Annotated in this window: 17 protein-coding genes and 3 rRNA genes (1 of these 20 cut by a window edge); 12 read left to right on the forward strand and 8 right to left on the reverse strand. The window is 60.9% G+C overall.

Going from position 1 to position 23,325, the window contains the following annotated elements; all coding sequences use genetic code 11:
- The 3 genes from JFU04_RS00020 to rrf (JFU04_RS00030) all read left to right on the forward strand — a co-directional run.
- Positions 1-482 (forward strand): 23S ribosomal RNA (locus JFU04_RS00020) (it extends 2,410 nt beyond the left edge of the window).
- 170 nt (positions 483-652) lie between these two features.
- Positions 653-768: ribosomal RNA gene (gene rrf, locus JFU04_RS00025) — 5S ribosomal RNA — on the forward strand.
- A gap of 108 nt (positions 769-876) precedes the next feature.
- Positions 877-992 (forward strand): 5S ribosomal RNA (rrf, locus tag JFU04_RS00030).
- A gap of 184 nt (positions 993-1,176) precedes the next feature.
- Here rrf (JFU04_RS00030) and JFU04_RS00035 read toward each other — a convergent pair.
- The 3 genes from JFU04_RS00035 to JFU04_RS00045 all read right to left on the reverse strand — a co-directional run bounded on the left by JFU04_RS00035 (position 1,177) and on the right by JFU04_RS00045 (position 5,260).
- Positions 1,177-3,672, reverse strand: a complete 2,496-nt coding sequence (locus JFU04_RS00035; RefSeq protein ID WP_201143273.1) for a TonB-dependent siderophore receptor — start codon at positions 3,670-3,672, stop codon at positions 1,177-1,179.
- A gap of 92 nt (positions 3,673-3,764) precedes the next feature.
- On the reverse strand, positions 3,765-4,748 hold the full coding sequence (locus tag JFU04_RS00040) for a FecR domain-containing protein (protein WP_106805518.1): 984 nt from the start codon (positions 4,746-4,748) through the stop codon (positions 3,765-3,767).
- Complete coding sequence (locus JFU04_RS00045) at positions 4,745-5,260, reverse strand: sigma-70 family RNA polymerase sigma factor (RefSeq protein ID WP_106805517.1); 516 nt, start codon at positions 5,258-5,260, stop codon at positions 4,745-4,747. The genes JFU04_RS00040 and JFU04_RS00045 overlap by 4 nt, the downstream gene beginning before the upstream one ends.
- Positions 5,261-5,538: 278 nt before the next feature.
- Here JFU04_RS00045 and JFU04_RS00050 point away from each other — a divergent pair, with 278 nt between their 5' ends.
- Positions 5,539-7,419, forward strand: coding sequence for a methyl-accepting chemotaxis protein (locus JFU04_RS00050; protein ID WP_201143274.1), 1,881 nt, complete (start codon positions 5,539-5,541; stop codon positions 7,417-7,419).
- A gap of 45 nt (positions 7,420-7,464) precedes the next feature.
- Here the strand turns inward: JFU04_RS00050 and JFU04_RS00055 are convergent, their stop codons facing one another.
- The 5 genes from JFU04_RS00055 to JFU04_RS00075 form a co-directional block, all read right to left on the reverse strand.
- Entirely contained in the window at positions 7,465-7,923 is a 459-nt protein-coding gene (locus JFU04_RS00055; protein ID WP_065899494.1) for an SRPBCC family protein, read from the reverse strand.
- 19 nt (positions 7,924-7,942) lie between these two features.
- The gene (locus tag JFU04_RS00060; RefSeq protein ID WP_201143275.1) at positions 7,943-11,320 is read right to left on the reverse strand and encodes an amino acid adenylation domain-containing protein; all 3,378 of its coding nucleotides are present in this window, start codon (positions 11,318-11,320) and stop codon (positions 7,943-7,945) included.
- Complete coding sequence (locus JFU04_RS00065) at positions 11,317-12,264, reverse strand: diiron oxygenase (protein WP_201143276.1); 948 nt, start codon at positions 12,262-12,264, stop codon at positions 11,317-11,319. The genes JFU04_RS00060 and JFU04_RS00065 overlap by 4 nt, the downstream gene beginning before the upstream one ends.
- Positions 12,261-13,019: a DUF3050 domain-containing protein gene (locus JFU04_RS00070; RefSeq protein WP_065899497.1), complete on the reverse strand. Its 759-nt coding sequence runs from the start codon at positions 13,017-13,019 to the stop codon at positions 12,261-12,263. Before JFU04_RS00070 ends, JFU04_RS00065 begins: the two co-directional genes overlap by 4 nt.
- A gap of 335 nt (positions 13,020-13,354) precedes the next feature.
- Positions 13,355-14,053 carry a GntR family transcriptional regulator gene (locus JFU04_RS00075; RefSeq protein ID WP_106805512.1) on the reverse strand — a complete coding sequence of 233 codons (699 nt, stop codon included), beginning with the start codon at positions 14,051-14,053 and terminating at the stop codon, positions 13,355-13,357.
- A gap of 369 nt (positions 14,054-14,422) precedes the next feature.
- On the opposite strand from JFU04_RS00075, the gene JFU04_RS00080 reads away from it, so the two are divergent.
- The 8 genes from JFU04_RS00080 (at position 14,423) to JFU04_RS00115 (ending at position 23,311) form a co-directional block, all read left to right on the forward strand.
- Positions 14,423-15,313 (forward strand): TauD/TfdA dioxygenase family protein, encoded by an 891-nt coding sequence (locus JFU04_RS00080; protein ID WP_201143277.1) that lies wholly within the window; start codon positions 14,423-14,425, stop codon positions 15,311-15,313.
- Between the two features lie 14 nt (positions 15,314-15,327).
- The gene (locus tag JFU04_RS00085; protein ID WP_065899500.1) at positions 15,328-16,353 is read left to right on the forward strand and encodes an ABC transporter substrate-binding protein; all 1,026 of its coding nucleotides are present in this window, start codon (positions 15,328-15,330) and stop codon (positions 16,351-16,353) included.
- 1 nt (position 16,354) lies between these two features.
- On the forward strand, positions 16,355-17,206 hold the full coding sequence (locus JFU04_RS00090) for an ABC transporter ATP-binding protein (RefSeq protein ID WP_065899501.1): 852 nt from the start codon (positions 16,355-16,357) through the stop codon (positions 17,204-17,206).
- An 11-nt stretch (positions 17,207-17,217) separates the two neighbouring features.
- A complete protein-coding gene (locus JFU04_RS00095; protein WP_106805510.1) occupies positions 17,218-18,066 on the forward strand; it encodes an ABC transporter permease in 849 nt (282 codons plus the stop codon).
- A gap of 59 nt (positions 18,067-18,125) precedes the next feature.
- Positions 18,126-19,046 (forward strand): LysR family transcriptional regulator, encoded by a 921-nt coding sequence (locus tag JFU04_RS00100; protein WP_065899503.1) that lies wholly within the window; start codon positions 18,126-18,128, stop codon positions 19,044-19,046.
- A gap of 213 nt (positions 19,047-19,259) precedes the next feature.
- Complete coding sequence (locus tag JFU04_RS00105; RefSeq protein ID WP_106805509.1) at positions 19,260-20,795, forward strand: MFS transporter; 1,536 nt, start codon at positions 19,260-19,262, stop codon at positions 20,793-20,795.
- A gap of 15 nt (positions 20,796-20,810) precedes the next feature.
- Positions 20,811-21,869 (forward strand): HlyD family secretion protein, encoded by a 1,059-nt coding sequence (locus JFU04_RS00110; RefSeq protein ID WP_065899505.1) that lies wholly within the window; start codon positions 20,811-20,813, stop codon positions 21,867-21,869.
- A complete protein-coding gene (locus tag JFU04_RS00115; protein ID WP_201143278.1) occupies positions 21,866-23,311 on the forward strand; it encodes an efflux transporter outer membrane subunit in 1,446 nt (481 codons plus the stop codon). Before JFU04_RS00110 ends, JFU04_RS00115 begins: the two co-directional genes overlap by 4 nt.
- The last annotated feature ends 14 nt before the right edge of the window (positions 23,312-23,325 follow it).

Here is a 23,325-nt window from a genome sequence, read left to right on the forward strand (position 1 = left end):
TCAACGGATAAAAGGTACTCCGGGGATAACAGGCTGATACCGCCCAAGAGTTCATATCGACGGCGGTGTTTGGCACCTCGATGTCGGCTCATCACATCCTGGGGCTGAAGCCGGTCCCAAGGGTATGGCTGTTCGCCATTTAAAGTGGTACGCGAGCTGGGTTTAGAACGTCGTGAGACAGTTCGGTCCCTATCTGCCGTGGACGTTTGAGATTTGAGAGGGGCTGCTCCTAGTACGAGAGGACCGGAGTGGACGAACCTCTGGTGTTCCGGTTGTCACGCCAGTGGCATTGCCGGGTAGCTATGTTCGGAATAGATAACCGCTGAAAGCATCTAAGCGGGAAACTAGCCTCAAGATGAGATCTCACTGGAACCTTGAGTTCCCTGAAGGGCCGTCGAAGACTACGACGTTGATAGGTTGGGTGTGTAAGCGCTGTGAGGCGTTGAGCTAACCAATACTAATTGCCCGTGAGGCTTGACCATATAACACCCAAGCAATTTGCTTGCTTCGAGCTGAAAGGCAAAAGAGCACCAGATTGCGGTGTGTGAAGACGAAATGAACCGAAAGTTCGACGTTCACAAAACACCGAAAGCTATCACATACCCAATTTGCTGAAGCGAGGCCACATGGTCACGACTCAGTACCCGAATTTCTTGACGACCATAGAGCATTGGAACCACCTGATCCCATCCCGAACTCAGCAGTGAAACGATGCATCGCCGATGGTAGTGTGGGGTTTCCCCATGTGAGAGTAGGTCATCGTCAAGATTAAATTCCAGAACCCCTGTTTGCTAACGCAGACAGGGGTTTTGTTTATGTAGAAGTCCATGAATTTCATCGGCACGTTGCTTCATGACGGGCTGATATACAGAATTTCTTGACGACCATAGAGCATTGGAACCACCTGATCCCATCCCGAACTCAGCAGTGAAACGATGCATCGCCGATGGTAGTGTGGGGTTTCCCCATGTGAGAGTAGGTCATCGTCAAGATTGAATTCCGAAACCCCTGTCTGCTAGCGCAGACAGGGGTTTTGTCGTTTATGGGAAGATGGAAATCTCTGTGGTTCGAACGCCTGGGCATCCGAGAGACGCAATCCAAAGGGCAACCCATATTGCAGACACAAAAAAGCCAGTGCCTGCTATCAGGCACTGGCTGGGGTTGAACGCTATCGGATTAGAACTGGTAACTCAGTGTTGCGCTGACGTTGCGTTCTTCCCCCAGATAGCAGAAGTTCAGGCTGGCACAGGAGGCTACATACGTCTCGTTGGTCAGGTTATTGGCATTCAGCCGCACATCCACACCCCTCAAGCCGACCTTGCCTAGGTCGTAACCCAGCGAAGCATCAAACAAGGTGTAGGACGGTACCTTCATGGTGTTCTCCGCATCTGCCCAGCTGTACCCGACATAGCGCACACCGCCCCCAAGCCGCACTCCGTCCAAGGCGCCACTATCAAATTTGTAGTCCGCCCACACCGAGGCCATATGACGTGGTGCCTGTGTCGGCGAGTTACCCTTGTTCTCAATCACGTTGTCCGTGGTACTCAAGGTACTCACCATCGACTTGGAATACTCGATGTCGGTGAAGGTGTAGCTACCCAAGACCTTCAGGTTATCGGTTAGCTGCATATGAGCCTCCAACTCCAACCCCTGAGAGCGCACAGCGCCTACGGCACGATAGAAGTTCTCCTGTGGCAACTTGGTCGCGAGGTTCTCCTGGTCGATGCGGAACCATGAGGCCGTAAACAGGTTGTCAGTGCCCGGCGGTTGATACTTCAGCCCCACCTCCCACTGCGTCCCGTCCGTAGGAGCGAGAGGGTTGCCCGAGCTGTCTGAATAAGAGTTCGGATTGAAGGACTCGGAGTAGCTGACATACGGCGCCAGGCCGCTATCAAACAAGTACAGCGCGCCCGCGCGGCCGGTGAGCTTGGTTCGCTTGTCACTGATCTCAGTTCCGAGTGGTCGCCCCGCCTCAGCGATACGATTTTCATCGGACGTTTCTACCCAGTCCTGGCGCATTCCCAGGGAAAAACGCCACTTATCCATTTCGATCAGGTCCTGCAAATAAACGCCGGTCTGTTCCAGGCGTCGCAGATAACTGGTCGGGCTGTAGTAGCTGATAGCCGAGTTGCCATAGACCGGGTTGAACGCATTGATCGGTTGCAGTGACCCGCTCGTCCAGTCCACCACCGTTTTACGTCGTTGATAATCTGCGCCCATCAGCACGGTGTGCTTGGTGGCCCCCGTAAAGAATTCGGCTTGCAGCATGTTATCGATGATGAACGCATGCAGCTTCTCATCACCGCCCGAGTAGTAGCGATTCAGTTCATTGCTGGTCGGTGTGGTCCAGCCGTAGGCGTATACCTGATCCAACTTCACCTTGGAGTCCAGGTAACGAAAGTTCTGGCGCGCGGTGAAGACATCATTGAAGCGATGCTCAAACTGATAGCCAAACGACTGCTGATCGCGCTTATAGCCATCAACCCCCGGCTCACCCTCAAAGAAGTGGCTGGAGATCCGCTGACCATTGCGCTGATGCAATGCCCCATCTGCCGGCATCCCGCCGTGGTAGCCGCCGTCGGGATCGTGCTGCAGATACGCTTGCAGCGTCAGCGAAGTGTCATCGGTAAAATCGATGCTCAGCGTCGGCGCCAAAGCGAAGCGCTTTTCCTTGGCGTGATCAAACTGTGTGTCGGACTTATCCGTTAGCCCCGTGAGTCGATAGGCAATGCGCTTGTCATCATCCACAGGCCCACTGAAGTCAAAGCCCATGCCGCGCTGCCCGTTGCTGCCGACGGTTGCCTGCACCTGGTGATAAGGCTCGAACAATGGCTTCTTGCTGGTCAGCGCCACCAGGCCGCCGGGCGAACTGCGTCCATACAGCACTGAAGAGGGGCCCTTGAGAATGTCCACGCGTTCCAGAAAGTACGGATCCACCTGCATCGTGCTGTACGTACCGCTGTCCCCCATGGACTTCAGCCCATCGAGGTAAATGTTATCCACAGAACCATCGTTGAAGCCGCGCATTGCCACATAGTCATATCGATGAGTGGCGCCATATGGGTTGGTCAACACCCCAGGGGTGTAACGCATGGCTTGAGCAACCGTCTGTGAGCCCTGGTCGTCCATCTGCTCGCGCGTGACGACCGAAACCGTTTGCGAGGTTTCCAGCAATGCGGTGCTGGTCTTGGTCGCGATCTGGCTGTGAGTCGCGTTGTAGCCTTCCATGCTTCCCAGTGCGTTACCCAAGGCAAATCCCTTGATATCAGTGGTCGGTAACGTGAGCGCAGTACTTTGCGGCGTCGCCTGCAGCACGAAACTGACACCGTCTTCGGAAATAGCCTGCAAGCCGGAGCCGTTGAGCAAATGATTCAGGCCCTGTTCGGCGGAATACTCGCCCTGCAGTCCGGTCGATTGTCGGCCCTGAGTTTGCGCAGGCGTGGCGGAAAGAGTGATGCCTGCCTGCCGGGCGAACTGATTGAGCGCGTCGCTTAGCGGCCCTGCGGGAATCTCATAGTGTTGACTGACCTGTACGGCACCTGCCTCTGCGGCCATGCTGCAGGTCGATACCGCGCTGATGCCCATCGCTGTCGACAGCATTGCCGCGCGTACGGCTTTCCTCAATAACGGGTAGGAAGAGTTGGAAGAGTTGCGGGGAAAACGCACAGTCATGATCAAGGTCCGTAGAGGCCGGTGAGGGCAGATTGAAGGCTTACTGTCTAAGCCGGTCTCACGGGAAAAAGCCGCCAAAAAAAGTCAGCAGATCAGACAGACCGCTCAAGGCTTACCCACCAACGTGTGCGATAGCGCACCTGGACGGGCAGGGTCTGCGGCAAGATCGCCAGCAACTTGTCGGTGTCTTCCAGGCGGAAAACCCCCGATAGCCGCAGGTCGGCGACATCTGCCGAGCAACCCAGATAGCCATGACGATAACGTCCTACTTCCGCTAGGAAATCACCCAGGCGCATGGCACGCGTCACGATCAGCCCATCAGCCCAGGCGCTGATGTCCATATCCAGGGGGGGGACAAGGGTGGCCTGGGTCGGGCTCACGAGGTAGTTTTGGCCCGCGTGAACCTGCGTTGACAGGCCATCTGCCTGGTGCGGGGAATGAATGGCGACATTGCCGCTGACCACACTCAGCCGCGTGCATTCGCTGTCTTGGCGTACGGCGAACCGGCCATCGATGCCTTCGAGCAAGCCGTGGCGTGTTTTCACCAGCAACGGCGTGGATGCGGCCGCGCCGCAGGTCACCAGGATTTCGCCGCGCAGCAGGGTGATCAGGCGCTGCTGCGGGTTGAAGTCTAGGTCCACTGCACTGTCAGTATTGAGTTGCAGGCGGGTGCCATCCGGCAACTGGATGCTGCGCCGTTCGCCGGTGGCCGTAGCGAGGTCGGAGGTCCAGCGCTGCCAGCCGGTGAGGTCGCGACTGATCCAGGCCGCGGATCCGAGCAGCACAACACCCGACAACAGCTTCAGCGCCTGCCGTCGTCCCAGCCCCTGTGCACTGCTCTCAAGTGCCCTATGCGCCCCGGGAATCGCCGTGAGTTGGCTGCTCAATTCCTGTTGCAGCGCCTGCACCCGTTGCCAGGCCAGTTCGTGGTCGTGGTGAGCGGCGCGCCAATGCTCACATTGCGCGCGCAGGCGCACATTGGCGCGGTTGTTACGCAGGCGCAGTGCCCAGCTGATAGCTTGTTTGACCACCTGGGGATCCGGCCCGGAACGCGCGACGTTATCCATCGGCGTCATGATTCATACCGCAGCACGTAACAGTGGTAGAGCGCTTCGGCGACGTATCGCTCGACCGAGCGCAGCGACACGTCCAGCTGTTGCGCGATTTGCTTGTAAGTCAATCCATCGCACTGAGCCAATAGAAAAGCCTTACGCACCTTTGGCTTCAGTCCTTCAAGAAGCCGGGCGACCTCTTCCAACAACTCCAGCACCAATGCCCGCGCTTCGGCACTCGGGGCCAATGCTTCCGGCAAATGGGCGATGGACTCAAGGTAGGCCCGTTCGATTTCCTCGCGACGCCAGTGATCAATCACCAAGCCGCGTGCGATGGTGCGCAGAAAAGCCCGAGGTGCCCTGAGTTCAAACCGTTCGGTTTTCTGCAGCAGCCGCACAAAGGTGTCTTGAGCCAGGTCGGCAGCATCCGCAGCATTCCCCAGGCGCCCGCGCAGCCAGGTCTTCAGCCAGTGGTGATGGGTGCTGTAAAGCGTGTGCACGACATTTTCACACGCGAGGTACTCAGAAGACGGCATTCAAACTGACCTGGCCAAACGTTACAAATGATAATTAGTCGCATTGTTTGGGAGGCTGAAAAATTTTGCAACTCTGATCCTTGTACGACAACCACTTGTCGGTTTCCTACGCAAAATAAGGATCCTTCTCACAATTTCCTAAGTTTTGCCGGGGCCTGGCCGAAAGCCTGACGAGCCATGCGTGCACCGAAATAGAGCAGCCCCAGAAGCTGCCTATACCGTACATGGAATGTTCCACTCGGCACGCTCACCCCCCTTTGGCAAAAGAAGTCGATGAAATGAATCTCAAATTCAGTCATAAAATTCTGTTGGCCGCGTCAGGCGTCGTGGTTCTGGCCTTCGCGTTATTCACCCTCTACAACGACTACCTGCAACGCAGCACCATCAAGCAGAACCTGGAATCGTCTATCCAGCAATCCGGTGAACTCACTGCCAGCAGTGTGCAGAACTGGCTCAGTGGTCGAATACTGGTGCTCGAAAGCCTGACGCAAAACATTGCCCATCAGGGCAGTGGTGCCGACCTCCCAGGATTGGTCGATCAGGCGGCCTTCACCTCCAACTTCCAGTTCACCTATGTCGGGCAAATCAACGGTGTGTTTACCCAGCGTCCTGACGCGAAGATGCCCGACGGCTATGACCCTCGCCAGCGCCCCTGGTACAAGCAAGCTGTGGCCGCCGATAAGCCGATGCTCACGCCGCCGTACATGGCCGCAGTGGGTGGGCAGATCGTAACCATCGCCATGCCAGTGAAAAAGAACGGCGAATTGCTCGGTGTGGTCGGTGGCGACCTGAGCCTGCAGACCTTGGTGAAGATCATCAACTCGGTGGATTTCGGTGGTATTGGCCACGCGTTTCTGGTCAGTGGTGACGGCCAGGTCATTGTCAGTCCGGATCAGGACCAGGTGATGAAAAACCTCAAGGACATCTACCCGGGCACCCAAGTCCGTATCGAGAAAGTCAGCCAGGATGTGGTCCTCAATGGTCAGGACCGAATCTTGTCATTCACCCCTATCAGCGGGTTGCCGGGTGCAGATTGGTACATCGGCCTGTCGATCGACAAAGACAAAGCCTACGCACCGCTGGGTAAATTCCGTACTTCCGCACTGATCGCCATGCTGATCGCCGTGGTCGTCATTGCTGTGCTGCTGAGCTTGCTGATCCAGGTACTGCTGCGCCCTCTGACCACCATGGGTGTGGCCATGCAGAACATTGCCCAGGGCGAGGGCGATTTGACCCGCCGCCTGGCTGTCACCAGCAAGGATGAGTTCGGCGAAGTCGGCAGTGCGTTCAATCAGTTCGTGGAGCGCATTCACGCCTCGATTTCCGAAGTGTCTTCGGCCACTCGCCAGGTGCATGACTTGTCGCAGCGCGTGATGGCGTCTTCGAACGCCTCGATCGTCGGCTCCGACGAACAAAGCGCCCGCACCAATAGCGTGGCCGCCGCGATCAATGAGCTGGGGGCGGCCACCCAGGAAATTGCACGTAACGCCGCCGACGCTTCCCAGCATGCCAGCGGTGCCAGTGAGCAGGCCGACGATGGCCGCAAAGTGGTGGAGCAGACCATCCTGGCGATGTCTGCGCTGTCGCAGAAGATCAGCCTGTCCTGCACGCAGATCGAAACCCTGAATGCCAGCACCGACAATATTGGCCACATCCTTGATGTGATCAAAGGCATCTCCCAGCAAACCAACTTGCTCGCGCTCAACGCCGCCATCGAGGCAGCGCGCGCTGGCGAGGCCGGGCGTGGTTTTGCGGTGGTCGCCGATGAGGTCCGCAACCTGGCTCACCGTACCCAGGAGTCGGCCGAAGAGATCCACAAGATGATCACCTCGCTGCAAGTGGGCTCGCGTGAAGCGGTAACCACCATGAATGCCAGCCAGGCATCCAGCGAAGAGAGCGTAGAAGTCGCCAACCAGGCCGGTGAGCGCCTGGTCAGCGTGACGCAGCGGATCGTCGAGATCGATGGCATGAACCAATCCGTCGCCGCGGCCACCGAGGAGCAGACCGCGGTAGTGGAAACACTCAACGTCGACATCAATCAGATCAACCTGCTGAACCAGCAGGGTGTGGCCAACCTGAATGAAACCTTGAAGGACTGCGATGCGCTGTCGCAGCAGGCCAATCGGTTGAAGCAACTGGTCGACAGCTTCAAGATTTGAACCGCTGATCAACCTGGCAGGCGCGGAGCATTCTGCTCCTGCCGCTCAACCCAGCAACCGCCGCACATTCTCCAGCGCACTGTCGGCGAACCCCTGCAAGAACTGCTCGAATCCAGCCTGTGCTGCATCCATGGGCTCGGCAACGAGGGTCCAGGTCACCCTGGAACACTCCGTACCCATGGCTTCCACCTGGATGGCCGCCCACAACCTGGCCACGCCCAGCGTGTTGTAGAGGGTGGTCCAGGTCATGTGCATGGCGTGTTCGTCGCGGCTGTTGAGTTGCTCCACGACACAGTGGCCGTCGCGGAAAAACTTGCGACGTAAAGCGCCCACGCCGGTGCCGATCATTTCGATATGCGTGAGCGCGGGGATGAACACGTTGAAGCCGGCAAACTGTCCCACCATGCTCCACAGGCGGGTGGCAGGGCAGTCGACCACGACAGAGGCCACGATCGGCGGGGCGCTCGGGTTGCGGATTAATGTATCGGGTTGCAGTGGTTTCATGAGGGTGTCCTGAGGCGTTTCAAAGAAAGCCGATGGCCTTGAGGTAGTTGCAGCCTTTGCTCAACAGTGCCGCGTCTTTTTCCGGGTACTGCTCCCCCATCTGCCGGACGCCTTGCCGCGCGTTGTCATGGCGAATCATTGAGGTGTCGCCGATGTCTTCGTCCAGGCGGTCGAGGTAAAAGCCGAGCACGCCAAACAATGCGTTGTCCTGGTTGACCGTACGCAGCGCCTGCTGCCAGTGCGCGATGCTCACCCGTTCGAACCTGTGGCCCGCCTGGCTGAAGGCATCCAGGTAGTGCGCCCAACTCAAAGGCTGTGGATTGTGCAGGTTGAACACGCTTGCGCCTGCTTGAAAGCTGGCGCAGTGGAACGCAATGAACCGGGCCAGGAAGTCCACCGGCATCAGGTCGAAATTGAGTTCCAGACGCGGTAGCAGGCCCAACTGGAGCGAGCCTTTGAGCATCAGCATCAGGCGATTTTTCTGCGGCTGGCAGGCACCGTTGCGGCTGTTGAAACTGATGTTTCCGGGGCGATGGATATTCACCCAGGCACCTTGGCTTACCGCGTGCCCCAACTGCCGTTCGGCAACCCATTTGGAGAGGTTGTAGCCGTTCTTCAGATACAGCGGCAACGTGTCTGATGCCGGCGCTTCGAGCACGTGCCCCGAGGCGTCGATGCTGCTGCAGGCCGACAGCGTCGAGATAAAATTGAAGACTTTCTTGCGGCGGGTCTCGCACAGGCGCAAGCACTCGAAGATAGGCTCGACGTTGTCCCTGGCCAGCGTGGAGTATTCCATCACGTGGTTGACGCGCGCGGCGTTGTGCACCAACACGCCGTAGTCTTCGGCAAGCGCGTCATACACCTCATTGGCCAGGCCCAGCAGCGGCAGGCTGATGTCGGCCGCGAACACCCGTACTCGGCTCAGGTCGAGACCTTCCAGGTGGTATTCGCGCAACGCATGCTGGAAGCGCGCCATCGCCGTGTGCCCCGGTTCTTCCCTTACCAGGCACGCCACCTCGGTTGCGCCACCGGCCAATAGCGCTTCAACGATATGCACGCCGACGAAGCTGTTGGCGCCTGTCACGATCACTTTGTGCGCGTCGCCTGCGCGGTCCTCGGGCAGTGTGTGGATCACCCGCTGCCGTTGAGCATCCTTCACTGCCTGGCCAGACGGAGAGTCGGGTCGTTGACCATCTTCCAGCAAGGTCGCGAGCGTACGAATCGTCGGGACTTCAATGAAATGGCTCAAGGCGAAACTGCGTCCGAATAGCTCGCGAGTGCGCAGCAACAGGGTCGACAGCAAAATGGAGTGGCCGCCGAGGTCGAAGAACCCCTCATCGATAGACAACCCGCCGGCGGGTACTGCCAACAGTTCGCTCCACAGGTGGGTCAATCGCACCTGCAACGGGGTGCGTGCAGTGCGTTGGCTGGGCTGCGTCGGCCCTGGCATCGGCAGGGCCCGCAGAGCCTGGCGGTCGACCTTGCCGTTGCTGGTGGGCGGCATACAGGGCAACTCGCTCCAGCAACCGGGCTGCATGTAATCCGGTAGCTGTTGCCGCGCATGCTGTTGCAGGGCCGCGATTGTGGCGCCCGGTCGGGGTTGGGCGACGAACGCCCGGATGCTGCCGTCTCGGTCGATTACCACCGCCACCTGGCGATACAGCTGACTGTTGCGCAGGCAGTGTTCAATGTCCTGGGGCTCGACCCGAAAACCACGGATCTTCACCTGATCGTCGCGCCGCCCTCCAAACACAATGCCGTCGGCAGTCCACTTGGCCAGGTCACCGCTGCGGTAGGCCGGCAGGGTCTGGCCGCCAGGCACCGCCAGCGTCACAAAAGGGTTGGCGGCCCCTTGGGGCACGTTCACATACCCCAGGCTCACACCGGGGCCGACGATATACACCTCGCCCATCACCTGTTCATCCACCGGTTGCAGCTGGTCGTCGAGGATCAGCACCTGGCTGTTGGCGATAGGCTGGCCAAGGCTGCGATTGCTGTCGCCGGGGCGCAAGGTGCGATGGCAGACCAACACAGTGGCCTCGGTGGGGCCATAGAGGTTGTGAAACTGGCATTGTCCCGCCAACTGCTCGATCACATGGGGCTCGCAGACATCGCCTCCGGTCAGCAGGTGCGTCAGGCCCAGTGGTTGATCAAGCGGCAGAATGTTGAGAAGGGCCGGGGGTAGAAAGGCGTGAGTGACGTGTTGCCGGCGCAGCAGTTCGAGCAGTTGCGGGGGATCGCGTCGTTGCGCTTCGCTGGGGACGATCAGCTCGGCGCCTGCTATCAGCGCAGGAAAGATATCGATCAGCGACGAATCGAAGCTCAACGGCGAAAACTGCAGCACACGGCTGTGTTCTCCCACGTCCATGCAGGACCTGAACCAGGCCGTGAAATGCGCCAGGTTGCCCTGGCTGAGCAGCACGCCCTTGGGCTGGCCGGTGGTGCCCGAGGTGAAGAGCGCCATGCAAGGCGCATCGGGGCAGGGACGACGGTGCATCAGTGCCGCGTTGGTGTCGGCATCGTGCGGGCTCACCCTGCTCACATCCAAAGCACTGAAGTGCCCCCGCCAGGGGTGTTGGCCGGCGTCCAGCAACACCCGTGCTCCCGCGCTGTCGAGCATGCCCTGATGGCGGTGGGGAGGCTGTTCCAGGCCCAAGGGCAGGTACACCGCCCCACAGCCCAACACTGCAAGAATGCTGGCGTACAGCTCGATGGATTTCTCCAGGTATACGCCGACCACCGCCGGCGTCTCGACTGCTTCCAGCAGAGGGCGCAACCGGCGCTGGATCGCCAGTGTCAGGACCTGCAACTGGCGGTAGGTCACCTGGCGTCCGGCGATATTCAACGCAGGCCTGTCGGCGAACGTATGAAGGCTGGCCTGCACCCGTTCGATCACGGGGACCCGGGCCTCCTGCAGCAATGCAGGGTCTGCGGTTTGATTGAATCGGTGTATGAACGCCAGCGCCTCAAGCGCTCGCAAGTCGTGCTCCGGCCAGTCATTGGCTACCGCACTCGAACAGAAGTACCCAGGGTCGCGCGAGAAACCGCTGACGTGCAGCGCGATCCATTCAACCAGCGCACCGGTCACTTGTTGGCGCAGGCGCTGGCCGTTGCCACTGGGCTCATCGGCGATGTCCAGCACCGCCAGCAGTCGCCGCTCATGCCCGTAGGCCCGCAGTTGCAGGGCGGGCAGGCCGTGCTCGTTCAACGGCCCCATGCCGGCGCGCAGGCCTAGCATCGGGTGGTGGTCCGCGTGTGTCGGCAATGCCTGGCTACCGTCTTCAATCAACAGGTCGATAGCCTCGTCGCCCGCGATATGCCCATACCGTTCCAGCTCTTGCCGGATAGCACCAAGGGCGCTGCTGGTGCCGCTCCAGCCGATCTCCAGGCGCCTCATATCGGCCTCCCGGGCACCGGCAGATAGTCCTTCAACGCCAGCGCCACACTGGGTGTCTGCAGCAAGCCGCTGTGCTGCAGGAAGCCCATGATATTTCCCAGCAAGGGATGCTGGCGGTGGATGGGGAACGCCAGCGCGGCGACTTCATCGCGCAGTGCATTGCGCAAGCTGTGGCTGATGTCGAGGTGGTCAATCAGGTGGAGGTCGAAGTTTTTCTGCAAGTCATTGGTCAGGTAATGGGCGAGGAACGTCGGCAGTACCTGAGCGATGCTGTCGCGGTCGGCCGCGCTCGCGGATTGCCAATACAGACGCACCAGCCGCGTCCAGAATTGCGCATGACGACCTTCGTCAAACAGGTGGTCGGCCATCAATCCACGGACAGAGGCCTTGACGCTGCTGTCCTTGGAGAACGCCGCCACCTCCTGGGTGACGGTATTTTCGGCGATGGCCACCCCGATCAGCTCCACGGCATCGCGAAGGTGAGCGGGTACCTGCGCCTGTGCCGCCGGCAGGGCGTGGCTCAATTCGATCTGGCCTGGCAGGTCCAGCGGTTGGATGCCGGTCATGGCCACGGTTTGTTGCAGGAAATCCAGCGCGACCAGCGCGTGATAATCCTCGTCGACCACGACCGTCATCGCGTCTACGCGGCAGGCCAGCGGGAAGGGCAGCGAGAAGCGATTCTTGGCAATGCTGCGCGCGGTCTTGTCGACGATCTCGGTTTCGAAAATCACCACGTCGTTGATGAATTTGTAGAAGCTCTGCACCAGCACGAAGTCGCGCCAATGCACACAGTGTTCGAGAAAGGTCGCGCTGAGTACCAGGGGTTGGCGGCTCAGGGGATAGATCAATTTGTCATCGTTTTCGAGCCAGCGACGGGGGCGGGTGCGAATGGTTGCGCGGCGCTCCCAGTCGTCGGCAATGGAGGGGTAGTCGGTGCTGTTCATGGGCGCACCCTGTGCAGCGAGGCCCGCACCTCATCCCAGAAGGCAAGGCGGCTCTGCACCGCCGCAAGGGCTGTATCGCAGGCTTGTCGCGGGTAATCCGGATCCGCGCTGACCAGGCGCTCCAGCAACCGCTCGGCCGCCGGCCCGTGCTCCTGGGAGTCCACTTCGATATGGCGCTTGAGATAGCCCTGCAAGGTAGGCGCCGGGTCATGAATGAGTTCATCGGCTTGCAGGAGGTGCTCGAACATCGTCGGGATGACCCGTTCACGGCCGTGAAGAAACGCCGCCGCGACACAATGAGTCGGCGCGTTCAATGCAATGTGCAGCGTGGCACTGACAAAGCGCGCAACACCGGCAGGCACATCGACCGCCTGCAACGCCGAGTCGGCCTCCAGGCCCTGGCGCAGCAGCGCGATAAAATGCTCGATCGCCGAAGTGCTGGCGCCGACCTCGGCCATGGCCTCCAGGTACAGTTCGAAGTGGCTGCAATAGCCTTGTCGGGGATGCGAGTCCGATTCTTCGCCCAATACGATTTCATTGATCAGGCGCGCAGCGTGTGGGTCGGCAGGTGGCAGCCAGGGCAAGCGAGTACCGGCCAGGTCCTGTTGCAGACGTTTGGTGAGGGTCATGAAATCCCACACCGCAAATACATGACTTTCCATAAAAAGTTGTAACTTGTGGCGCGAAGTTATTTCTGCAAATAACGGGTGATTGCATAACTGCAGTTTGGTCTGTTCAAGTAACGGTTGATACATGGTTGATGCCTATAAGTTGTTGCGTCTGCTGTAGGAACAGCGAGGGGCTATTGTGATCGGCAATAAAGAAAAGCGGATGTAAACCAGGCGTGATGCGCACGGCCGCCCACAGGCGGTGTGGCGCTGTTGAAGAGGGCGGCTGGTTTAGTGATAAAAGATAATAAGCGGGTTAAACAGTTTGGCGAGCATATAAATGTGTTAGAAGTTTTTCTAAATAATATGTGCTGTCAGTAAGTTACTCTATTGCAAGTAGGAGATATCTTTAGTGCTACGCCCCTGTCCGACGGTGGGGCGTAGCGCTTGAGGGGCGATAGGGGTAAACAGAGGTGCGCGGCTTAGTTGCCGCCTTTGTCCAGGCCATTGAGGTAGGTCGTAATCACCTCCATGCCACGCATCAGGTGATTGCGCAGGGTCAGGATGCTTTCATCGATTTTCTTCTGGGCCACCAGTTGCAGCAGCTCACGGTGGTCTTCCTGGGAGGTTTCGCCCAATCCCATCGCTTCCAGGTTGAAACGCAAGAAGCGTTCCTCCTCATTCAACCCGTGCTCCACCAACTTGAGCAACCGCTGGTTGGGTGCCTTGCCATAAAGTGCCATGTGGAACAGGCGGTTGAGGCGGCCAATCTCGGCGTAGTCTTTTTCTTGCTCCAGCGCGCAGATCAAGGCGTCGGCTTCGGCGATATCGGCCTCGGTGAGCAAGGGGATCGACAAGCGCAGGGCTTCAGACTCCAGCAACATTCGCAGTGCATAGGTTTCCGCCGAGTTATCTTCGATCAACGGTGCGACCACGGCGCCCTTGTGTGTCACCACATGCAGCAGTGACTGGGCTTCGAGCTGGCGCAGGGCTTCACGCACGGGCATGCGGCTGACCCCGAACAGGCTGGCCAGCTCCTGTTGGCGCATGGCAGTACCGCAAGGCAATCGCCCATCCAGGATGGCATTGCGCAAGGTTTCTTCAATCACGGAGCGAGCGAGATGGGCGGGAATAGGACCGCTGATCTTGATGCTGTTCAATGGGTTCGGCTTCTGCGTCACGGTTACGCTATCCTCCTTATTAGAATAGGGGTGGCTAATTGGATCCAATGCACACTAGAGACTGCTTATAGGCTTGTCAAACGGGCACGGTTTCGGCTTGTAAGCGGTTCAACACAGCGCTCCCGGCGCCCACATCCAGCCTTTATGGCGTCTTACGCGCCCCGGTTTCAGGAGCCGCCCGCCGAGTCGGCAATCGCCGCAGGTTTTGCCCTGGACTCAACGTTCTTCTACCCCGCTGTTTATTGCGTCGATAGCGCGCCGGACGGGGTTGCGCCGCTACATTCCCGCATATCGATATTCACTAACGGTATTTAAACTGCTGTTCTTATATCTATAAAGTCACTCTCCTGTCTGACCGGGAGTGACCTCATGTCCGCCACCTCTACTGTTCCAACAGCGACCACCGCCCAAACATTCGAGATTCATCCACTGCCCGGCAGCGTTGGCGCCGAGATCATCGGCCTGGACTTGTCCCGCCCGGTCAGCGACGAGGAGTTCGCGCGCATTCACCGCGCCCACCTGGACCATCACGTGGTGGTCTTCCGCGACCAGCGCATCACCCCCGAGCAGCAGATCGCCTTCAGTCGCCGCTTCGGTGTGCTGCAGATCCACGTGCTCAAGCAGTTCCTGCTGGCCAATCACCCGGAAATCCTCATCGTTTCCAACATCATCGAAAATGGCCAATCCATCGGCCTGGGGGATGCGGGCAAGTTCTGGCATTCGGACCTGTCTTATAAAGAGCTGCCGAGCCTGGGCTCGATGCTTCACGCCCAGGAGCTGCCCTCCGAAGGCGGCGACACGTTGTTCGCCGACATGCACAAGGCCTGGGACCAATTGCCCGAGCACCTGCGCAAAGCCGTTGAAGGCCGCAGCGCCGCGCACTCTTATACCGCGCGCTACAGCGAAACCAAATTCGAAGGTAACTGGCGCCCGACGCTGACCCCCGAGCAGCTCGCCCAGGTGGCCGAGGTCGTGCACCCCATCGTGCGCACCCACCCGGAAAACGGGCGCAAGGCGCTGTTTGTCAGTGAAGGCTTCACCACCCGCATTGTTGGCCTGCCGGAAGACGAAAGCTGTGACCTGCTCGCCCAGCTCTACGCCCACAGCGTGTTGCCACACAACATCTACCGCCATCAATGGCAGCCCCATGACCTGGTGTTCTGGGATAACCGCTCGTTGATCCACCTGGCCGCCGGTTGCCCGAGCAATCTGCGCCGCAAGCTCTATCGCACCACCATCCAGGGCGACGCGCCTTTCTGATTCGGAGCATGACCATGTCCAGGAAAATCCCATTTGCACGATTGGCCGCGACGGTTGGCCTGGGTGTCAGCCTGTTGGCCGGCAGCCTGGTAGCTCCGGCGGCTGCGCACGCCGAAGGTGAGATCCGCATTGCCGAGCAGTTCGGCATCGTCTACCTGTTGCTCAACGTCGTACGCGACCAGAACCTGATCGAGAAATACGGCAAGCAGGAAGGCATCGACATCAAGGTCGACTGGACCCAGCTGTCCGGTGGCGCGGCGGTCAACGACGCGTTGCTCTCCGGTTCCATCGACATTGCCGGGGCCGGTGTCGGCCCGCTGCTGACCATCTGGGATCGCACCCACGGCAAGCAGAACGTCAAGGCCGTGGCGTCCCTGGGTAACTTCCCGTACTACCTGGTGAGCAACAATCCGAAGGTCAAGACCATCGCCGATTTCACTGAAAAGGACCGCATCGCGGTGCCGGCCGTGGGTGTTTCGGTGCAGTCGCGCTTCCTGCAATACGCCGCCGCCAAGCAGTGGGGCGACAAGGAATTCAATCGCCTCGACAAGTACACCGTTGCCGTCCCGCACCCGGATGCCACGGCGGCACTGATCGCCGGCGGTACCGAACTGACCGGGCACTTCTCAAACCCGCCATTCCAGGAGCAGGCCCTCACCAACCCTAACGTGCATGTGGTGCTGAACACCTACGACCTGCTCGGCCCGAACTCGCCGACGGTACTGTTCGCCACCGAAAAATTCCGCAACGACAACCCGAAGACCTACAAGGCATTCGTGGAAGCGTTGACCGAAGCGGCGCAGTTTGCCCAGAACGACAAAGGCGCCGCCGCCGACACTTACATCCGCGTGACCAAGGCCAAGATCGACCGCGCCGAGCTGCTGAAAATCATCGAGAACCCGCAGTTCGAGTTCAGCGTCACGCCGAAAAACACCTACCCGCTGGCGGAATTCCTCTACCGCGTCGGCGCCATCAAGAACAAGCCGGAATCGTGGAAGGACTACTTCTTCCAGGACGCCAAGCCCCTGCAAGGAAGTTGAGATGAACGCGCCCTTGCAAGGCCACACGGCCAGCAACCTGCACACCACCGCCCCGCTGCTGGCGGTGGATAAAGTCAGCCTGGAATACCGCACCCCCGAGCGCGTGGTGCGGGCCACGCACCAGGTCAGTTTCGAAATCGATCCGGCCGATCGCTACGTGTTGCTGGGCCCGTCGGGCTGCGGCAAATCCACCTTGCTCAAATCCATCGCCGGGTTTATCAGACCCTGCGAAGGCGAGATCCGCCTGCTGGGGCAAAAGGTCGAACACCCGGGCCCGGACCGCATCGTGGTGTTCCAGGAATTCGACCAACTGCCACCCTGGAAAACCGTCAAGCAAAACGTGATGTTTCCGTTGCTGGCGTCGAAAACCCTCAAGCGTGCTGAGGCCGAAGAGCGCGCGTTGCATTACCTCGACAAGGTCGGCCTCAGCGCCTTTGCCGACGCTTACCCGCACACCCTTTCCGGCGGCATGAAAGCCCGCGTGGCGATCGCCCGCGCCTTGGCGATGCAGCCGAAAATACTGCTGATGGACGAACCCTTCGCCGCCCTCGACGCCTTGACCCGGCGCAAGATGCAGGAAGAGCTGCTGCTGCTTTGGGAGGAGGTGCGCTTCACCCTGTTGTTTGTCACTCACTCCATCGAAGAAGCGCTGGTGGTGGGCAATCGCATCCTGTTGCTGTCGCCGCATCCGGGGCGGGTGCGTGCGGAAATCCACAGCCATCAATACGACCTGCACAGCCTCGGCGGCGTGGAGTTCCAGGCGTCGGCGCGACGCATTCATCGCCTGTTGTTCGATGAAGCGCCCGAGGCCGAACGTGAGTTGGGTTTCGCCGATATCCGCATCGCTTACTGAAGGGACAACCCATGCGCCAGGAATACGAAATTACTCTCGAGCCGCTGCTCAGCGTTCCCGTGGAACGCGAGCTGCCCCTGCGCCAACGCCTGTGGCAACAGGGCTGGCTGCGCAAAGGCCTGATCCTGATCGTGCTCGCGATCCTCTGGGAAGCGGTCGCGCGTTATCAGAACAACGACCTGTTGCTGCCCAGTTTCCTGCAGACCGCTCACGCGCTGTATGACGGCTTGCTCAGCGGTGAATTGCTGAGCAAGGTGAGCATTTCACTGGTGGTGCTGATCAAGGGCTACCTGATTGGTATCGTGCTGGCGTTCGCGCTGACCACCCTGGCGGTGTCGACGCAACTGGGCCGCGACCTGCTGAGCACCCTGACCTCGATGTTCAACCCGTTGCCGGCCATCGCCTTGCTGCCGCTGGCGCTGCTGTGGTTTGGCCTGGGGCAGAACAGCCTGATCTTCGTGCTGGTGCATTCGGTGCTGTGGGCGCTGGCGCTCAACACCTATTCCGGATTTCTCGGCGTGTCCGAAACCCTGCGCATGGCCGGCCGCAACTATGGGCTCAAGGGCATGCGTTTTGTGCTGTTCATCCTGATCCCGGCGGCGCTGCCGTCGATCCTCGCCGGCCTCAAGATCGGCTGGGCCTTTGCCTGGCGTACGCTGATCGCCGCCGAGTTGGTGTTCGGGGCTACCAGCGGCAAGGGCGGCCTGGGTTGGTACATCTTCCAGAACCGCAACGAGCTTTACACCGACAAGGTGTTTGCCGGGCTCGCGGTGGTGATCCTGATCGGCCTGCTCGTGGAAAACCTGGTGTTCGACACCTTCGAGCGTCTGACGGTAAAGCGCTGGGGCATGCAGCGCTGATTCGCCCGTCCTGCTAGGATTGCATTCCGCTCACTCCCCACTGCTCACGAGTGCTTGGCATGCAACTACCGGACATGAACCTGCTGGTCGCCCTCGACGCATTACTCGACGAGGGCAGCGTGGTCGGTGCCGCGCGACGGATGAACCTCAGCCCGGCGGCCATGAGCCGCACCCTTACGCGTATTCGCGAAGCGGTAGGCGACCCGATCCTGGTGCGCGCCGGTCGCGGCCTGGTGCCGACGCCCAAGGCCCTGCAGTTGCAAGGCCAGGTGCGCAACGTGGTGGAGCAGGCTGCATTGCTGTTTCGTTCGGCGGACCAGGTCGACCTGAGCACCTTGCGCCGGCGCTTCAGCGTGCGCGCCAACGACTTTTTTATCGGCGTGTATGGCGGTCGTCTGTTCGACACCATGGAGCGCATGGCGCCGCTGTGCGAGCTGTGCTTCGTGCCCGAAGGGGACACCGACGACGAGGCGCTGCGTGAAGGGCGCCTGGATTTGCGCGTGAGCAATACCATGCCGGTCAGTCCCGAAGTGAAAGTACAGAACCTGTTTTCCACCACTTTCGTCGGCCTGGCGCGGGAAGATCACCCGTTGTTCGACGAAGAGATCACCGCAGCGCGCTTCGCCAGCTATTCCCACATCAGCATCTCGCGGCGTGGCATCGCCCGCGGCCCGATCGACACCGCACTGAACGCCCAGGGCCTGGAGCGCCGCGTGGCGATGATCGCCCCGGGCTTTCACGGCGCGATGTTCATGCTGCCCGATTCCGACCTGCTGCTGCCGGTGCCCAAGGAAGCGCTGCTCAGCGCCAATCGCCTGAAGCTGCCACTGCGCGCGTTTGCCTTGCCGATCTCGCTGCCGACGCTGGTATTGGCCCAATCCTGGCACCCGCGTTTCGACAAAGACCCGGCCCACAAATGGCTGCGCGAAACCATGCGCGAGAGTTGCCACGCCACCTGGCTCGAAGCGCAACCCACCTGACACCCCATAGCCCCTGTAGGAGCCGGCTTGCCGGCGATAGCGCAGGCTCGGCGAATACCTCGACGTGATCCAGGCCGCAATCGCCCCAAGCACGAGTTCATAGTGAGTTAAGGATTGCGTCTGGTGCAGTTATAACCTGCCGACAAGTAACTTTTTGTCATGTGTACGCCTGATTAAACTGCTCGGGTATTTACCATTCCGAGTTGCCTGTTCATGACTTCCCTCGCTGCTCCCGCACTCCAGGCCGCAGCCAAGCCCACCGCTATCACCCCGCCTGTATTCGGCCCGCGCATCATCATCGGCCTGGTTGGCGTGTTGCTGGCGGTGCTGGTCTCCGGTCTCAACGAGATGGTCACCAAGGTGGCCCTCGCGGATATTCGCGGCGCGCTCTACATCGGTTTCGACGAAGGCACCTGGCTGGTTGCCGCCTACACCGCCACCTCGGTGTCGGCCATGGCCTTTGCGCCCTGGTGTTCGGTGACCTTCTCCCTGCGCCGCTTCACCCTGTGCGCCATTGGCCTGTTCACTGTGCTCGGCATCCTGTGCCCGTTTGCGCCGAACTACGAAAGCCTGCTGGTGCTGCGCACCGTGCAAGGCCTGGCCGGCGGGGCGTTGCCGCCGATGCTGATGACCGTGGCGCTGCGTTTCCTGCCCGCCAACGTCAAGCTGTATGGCCTGGCCGGTTATGCGCTCACTGCCACCTTCGGCCCGAGCCTCGGCACGCCGCTGGCGGCGCTGTGGACCGAATATGTCGGCTGGCAGTGGGCGTTCTGGCAGATCGTCGGCCCCTGCCTTGTGGCGATGGCCGCCGTGGCCTACGGCTTGCCGCAGGACCCCGTGCGTCTGGAGCGATTCAAGCAGTTCAACTGGCGCGGCCTGCTGTTGGGGTTTCCGGCGATTTGCATGCTGGTGATCGGCATCCTGCAGGGCAACCGCCTGGACTGGTTCGAGTCGGGCCTGATCACCTTCCTGCTGAGCGGCGGCACCGTGTTACTGGTGCTGTTCATGCTCAACGAATGGTCGCACCCGATGCCATTTTTCAAGCTGCAGATGCTCGGCCTGCGCAACCTGTCGTTTGCCTTGATCGTGCTGGCCGGCGTGCTGATGGTGCTGACCTCGGTGATCATCATCCCGTCGAGTTTCCTTGCCCAGGTCCAGGGTTATCGCCCGCTGCAAACCGCGCCGGTGATGTTGTTGATGGCGCTGCCGCAATTGATCGCGCTGCCGCTGGTAGCCGCCTTGTGCAACCTGCGCTGGATCGATTGCCGCTGGGTACTGGGGACCGGGCTGGGCATGCTGGTGCTGTGCTGCGTCGGCAGCGCACACCTCACGTCGGAGTGGATTCGCGATGATTTCTACGGCTTGTACCTGCTGCAGATTTTCGGGCAACCCATGGCCGTGCTGCCGCTGCTGATGCTTTCCACCGGCAGTATCCAGCCGGCAGACGGGCCGTTCGCCTCGGCCTGGTTCAACACCGTCAAAGGCCTGGCCGCCGTGATCGCCACCGGCGTGCTGGATGCGCTGACGACCCAGCGCCTGCATTTTCACTCGACCATGCTGGTCGACGGCCTGGGCAACTCCCCGCTGGCCGAGGGTGATGCGCCGGGCCTTGCCCACCGCCTGCACGAGCAGGCCGTGGTGCTCACTTCTTCGGATCTCTACTACGTCATGGCCGCCGTCGCGGTGGCGTTGATCCTGCTGATTTTCTGGATGCCCACGCGGATTTTCCCGCCTCGCGCACCGACCTAGCCACAAGGAATTTTCATGAAACGCAAAGACAAAATTGCCGTCTCCGTTATCGCCGTGTTCGCCGTCGGCGTGCTGGTGTACCTGGTGGCGCCCGGTGTGTTGGGCAGCAAGCGCCAGACCACCAACGATGCCTTCGTCGCCGCCGACTTCACCCTGGTCGCGCCGCGCGTGGCCGGTTTTATCAAGGAAGTGCTGGTGGAAGACAACCAACGCGTCAAGGCCGGCCAACTGCTGGCGCTGATCGACGACCGTGATTTTCGCGCCGCCGCCCAAGCGGCCGATGCCGACACCCTGGTCGCCCAGGCCCAGCTGAAAAACGCCAGCGCGACCCTGGAGCGCCAAAGCTCGGTGATCGCCCAGGCCCAGGCCACCGTGGCGGCAGACCGCGCTGAAGTGGCCTTCGCCGAGCACGAACTGAATCGCTACAACCATCTGGCCGGCGTCGGCGCAGGCACCGTGCAAAACGCCCAACAAGCCAAGACCCGTATCGACCAGGCCACCGCACGCCTGGCCAATGCCACGGCGGTGCTGGCGGCCGAGCGCAAGCAGGTGGAAATCCTCACGGCTCAGCGCGATGCCGCCGAAGGTGGGCTCAAGCGCGCCCAGGCGGCGCTGGAAATGGCCAGTTATCAGCTGTCCTACACGCGCATCGTCGCGCCAGTGGATGGCATGGTCGGTGAGCGTGCGGTGCGGGTCGGCGCCTATGTGACGCCGGGCAGCAAGATCCTCGCGGTGGTGCCGCTGGCCGAGGCCTACGTGGTGGCCAACTTCCAGGAAACCCAGCTCTCGCATATGCACGCCGGCCAGGCCGTGCAGGTGCGCGTCGACAGCCTCGACGGCGAGTTGCTCAACGGCCACCTGGAAAGCCTTGCGCCGGCGACCGGGGTGACCTTCGCTTCGGTCAAGCCGGACAACGCCACCGGCAACTTCACCAAGGTGGTGCAGCGCATTCCGGTGAAGATCGTGCTTGAGCCCAACCAGGCCCACACCGAGCGCCTGCGCGTGGGGATGTCGGTGGAAGCCAGTGTCGACACCCGGCCTGTCGCACAGCAGCGTGAGGTGGCCCAGCAATGAGACACCTTGCCTGGCTCACCGTGAGCCTGATCAGCCTGAGCGCGTGCACCGTCGGCCCGGATTTCCAGCGGCCCCAGAGCCCGCAGGTGACGCAATGGGCCGAGCCGCAGGGCCGTCAGGCCGCCAGTCGCGCGGTCAGCGACCCACTGCAGGAGCGCTGGTGGGATGTGTTCCACGATGCGCAACTGTCGGCGCTCACACGCCGTGCGCTGACCGATAACCTCGACTTGAAGCTCGCCAGCAGCCGCCTGCAACAAAGCCGCGCGGTGCGCCAGGTGACCACCGCCGAGCGCTATCCCAACGTCAACGCCACCGGCGATTACCTGCGCCAGCGCAACAGCGGCAGAGGCTTGAGCGACCCGTCCGGCGAAAATGGCCGGTCGGCCTTCAACCAGTGGGACATGGGGTTCACCGCGTCTTGGGAGTTGGATTTCTGGGGCCGCGTCAAACGCGAAACCGAAGCCGCCGACGCCACCCTGCAAGTGGCCGAAAACGACCGCCGCGCCGTGCTGTTGTCGGTGCTTGCCGAGACCGCCCAGGACTACATCCAACTGCGCGGCGTGCAGAACACCCGCGCCGTCACCGAGCAAAACCTCGACGTCGCGCGCCACAGCCTCAAGCTGTCGCAACTGCGCCTGGCCGACGGCGTGGCCACCGACCTGGACGTGGCCGAAGCCGCCGCCCAGGTCGCCGCCATCGAAGCGCGCCTGCCGGATCTGCAGCAACGCCAGGACCAATTGATCAACGCCCTGAGCCTGTTGATGGGCGAACCGCCCCAGGCCTTGCACGCGCAACTTTCCAAGGACGCTGGCGTGCCGCAGACCCAGCGCCAGGTCGCCATCGGCCTGCCGTCGGAGCTGGCCGAGCGTCGTCCGGATATCCGCCAGGCCGAGGCGCGCCTGCACGCCGCCACCGCCAGTATTGGCGTGGCCAAGGGCGATTTTTACCCGCGCATCACCTTGTCCGGCAGCCTCGGCTCGCAGGCCATGCAGCTGTCGGATTTTGGCTCGTGGGGCTCGCGCGCGTTTGCCTTCGGCCCGCAATTGAGCCTGCCGTTGTTCAACGGCGGGCGCCTGCAAGGCATGCTGGACCTGCGCGAAGCCCAGCAGCAGGAAGCGGCCCTCGCGTACCAGCAGACGGTGCTGCGCGCGTGGCATGAAATCGACGACCAACTGACCCGCTACAACGCCAGCCAACTGCGCCGCGACAGCCTTGCCGAAGCGGTGCGCCAGAACCAGATCGCCCTGAGCACGGCACAACAGCAGTACGTCGAAGGCGTGGTGGATTTCGTCAACGTACTCACCGTCCAGAGCGCGCTGCTGGCGACTCAGGAGCAGTGGGTGGAGAGTTCTACCGGGGTGTCGCTGGCCATGGTCGGCTTGTACAAAGCGTTGGGCGGCGGCTGGGAATCGGTGTATCCGCTGCAAACTGCCGGGCGCTGAACCGCAAAGAGTTT

Source organism: Pseudomonas sp. TH21, from assembly GCF_016651025.1.
Classification (GTDB): domain Bacteria; phylum Pseudomonadota; class Gammaproteobacteria; order Pseudomonadales; family Pseudomonadaceae; genus Aquipseudomonas; species Aquipseudomonas aylmerensis.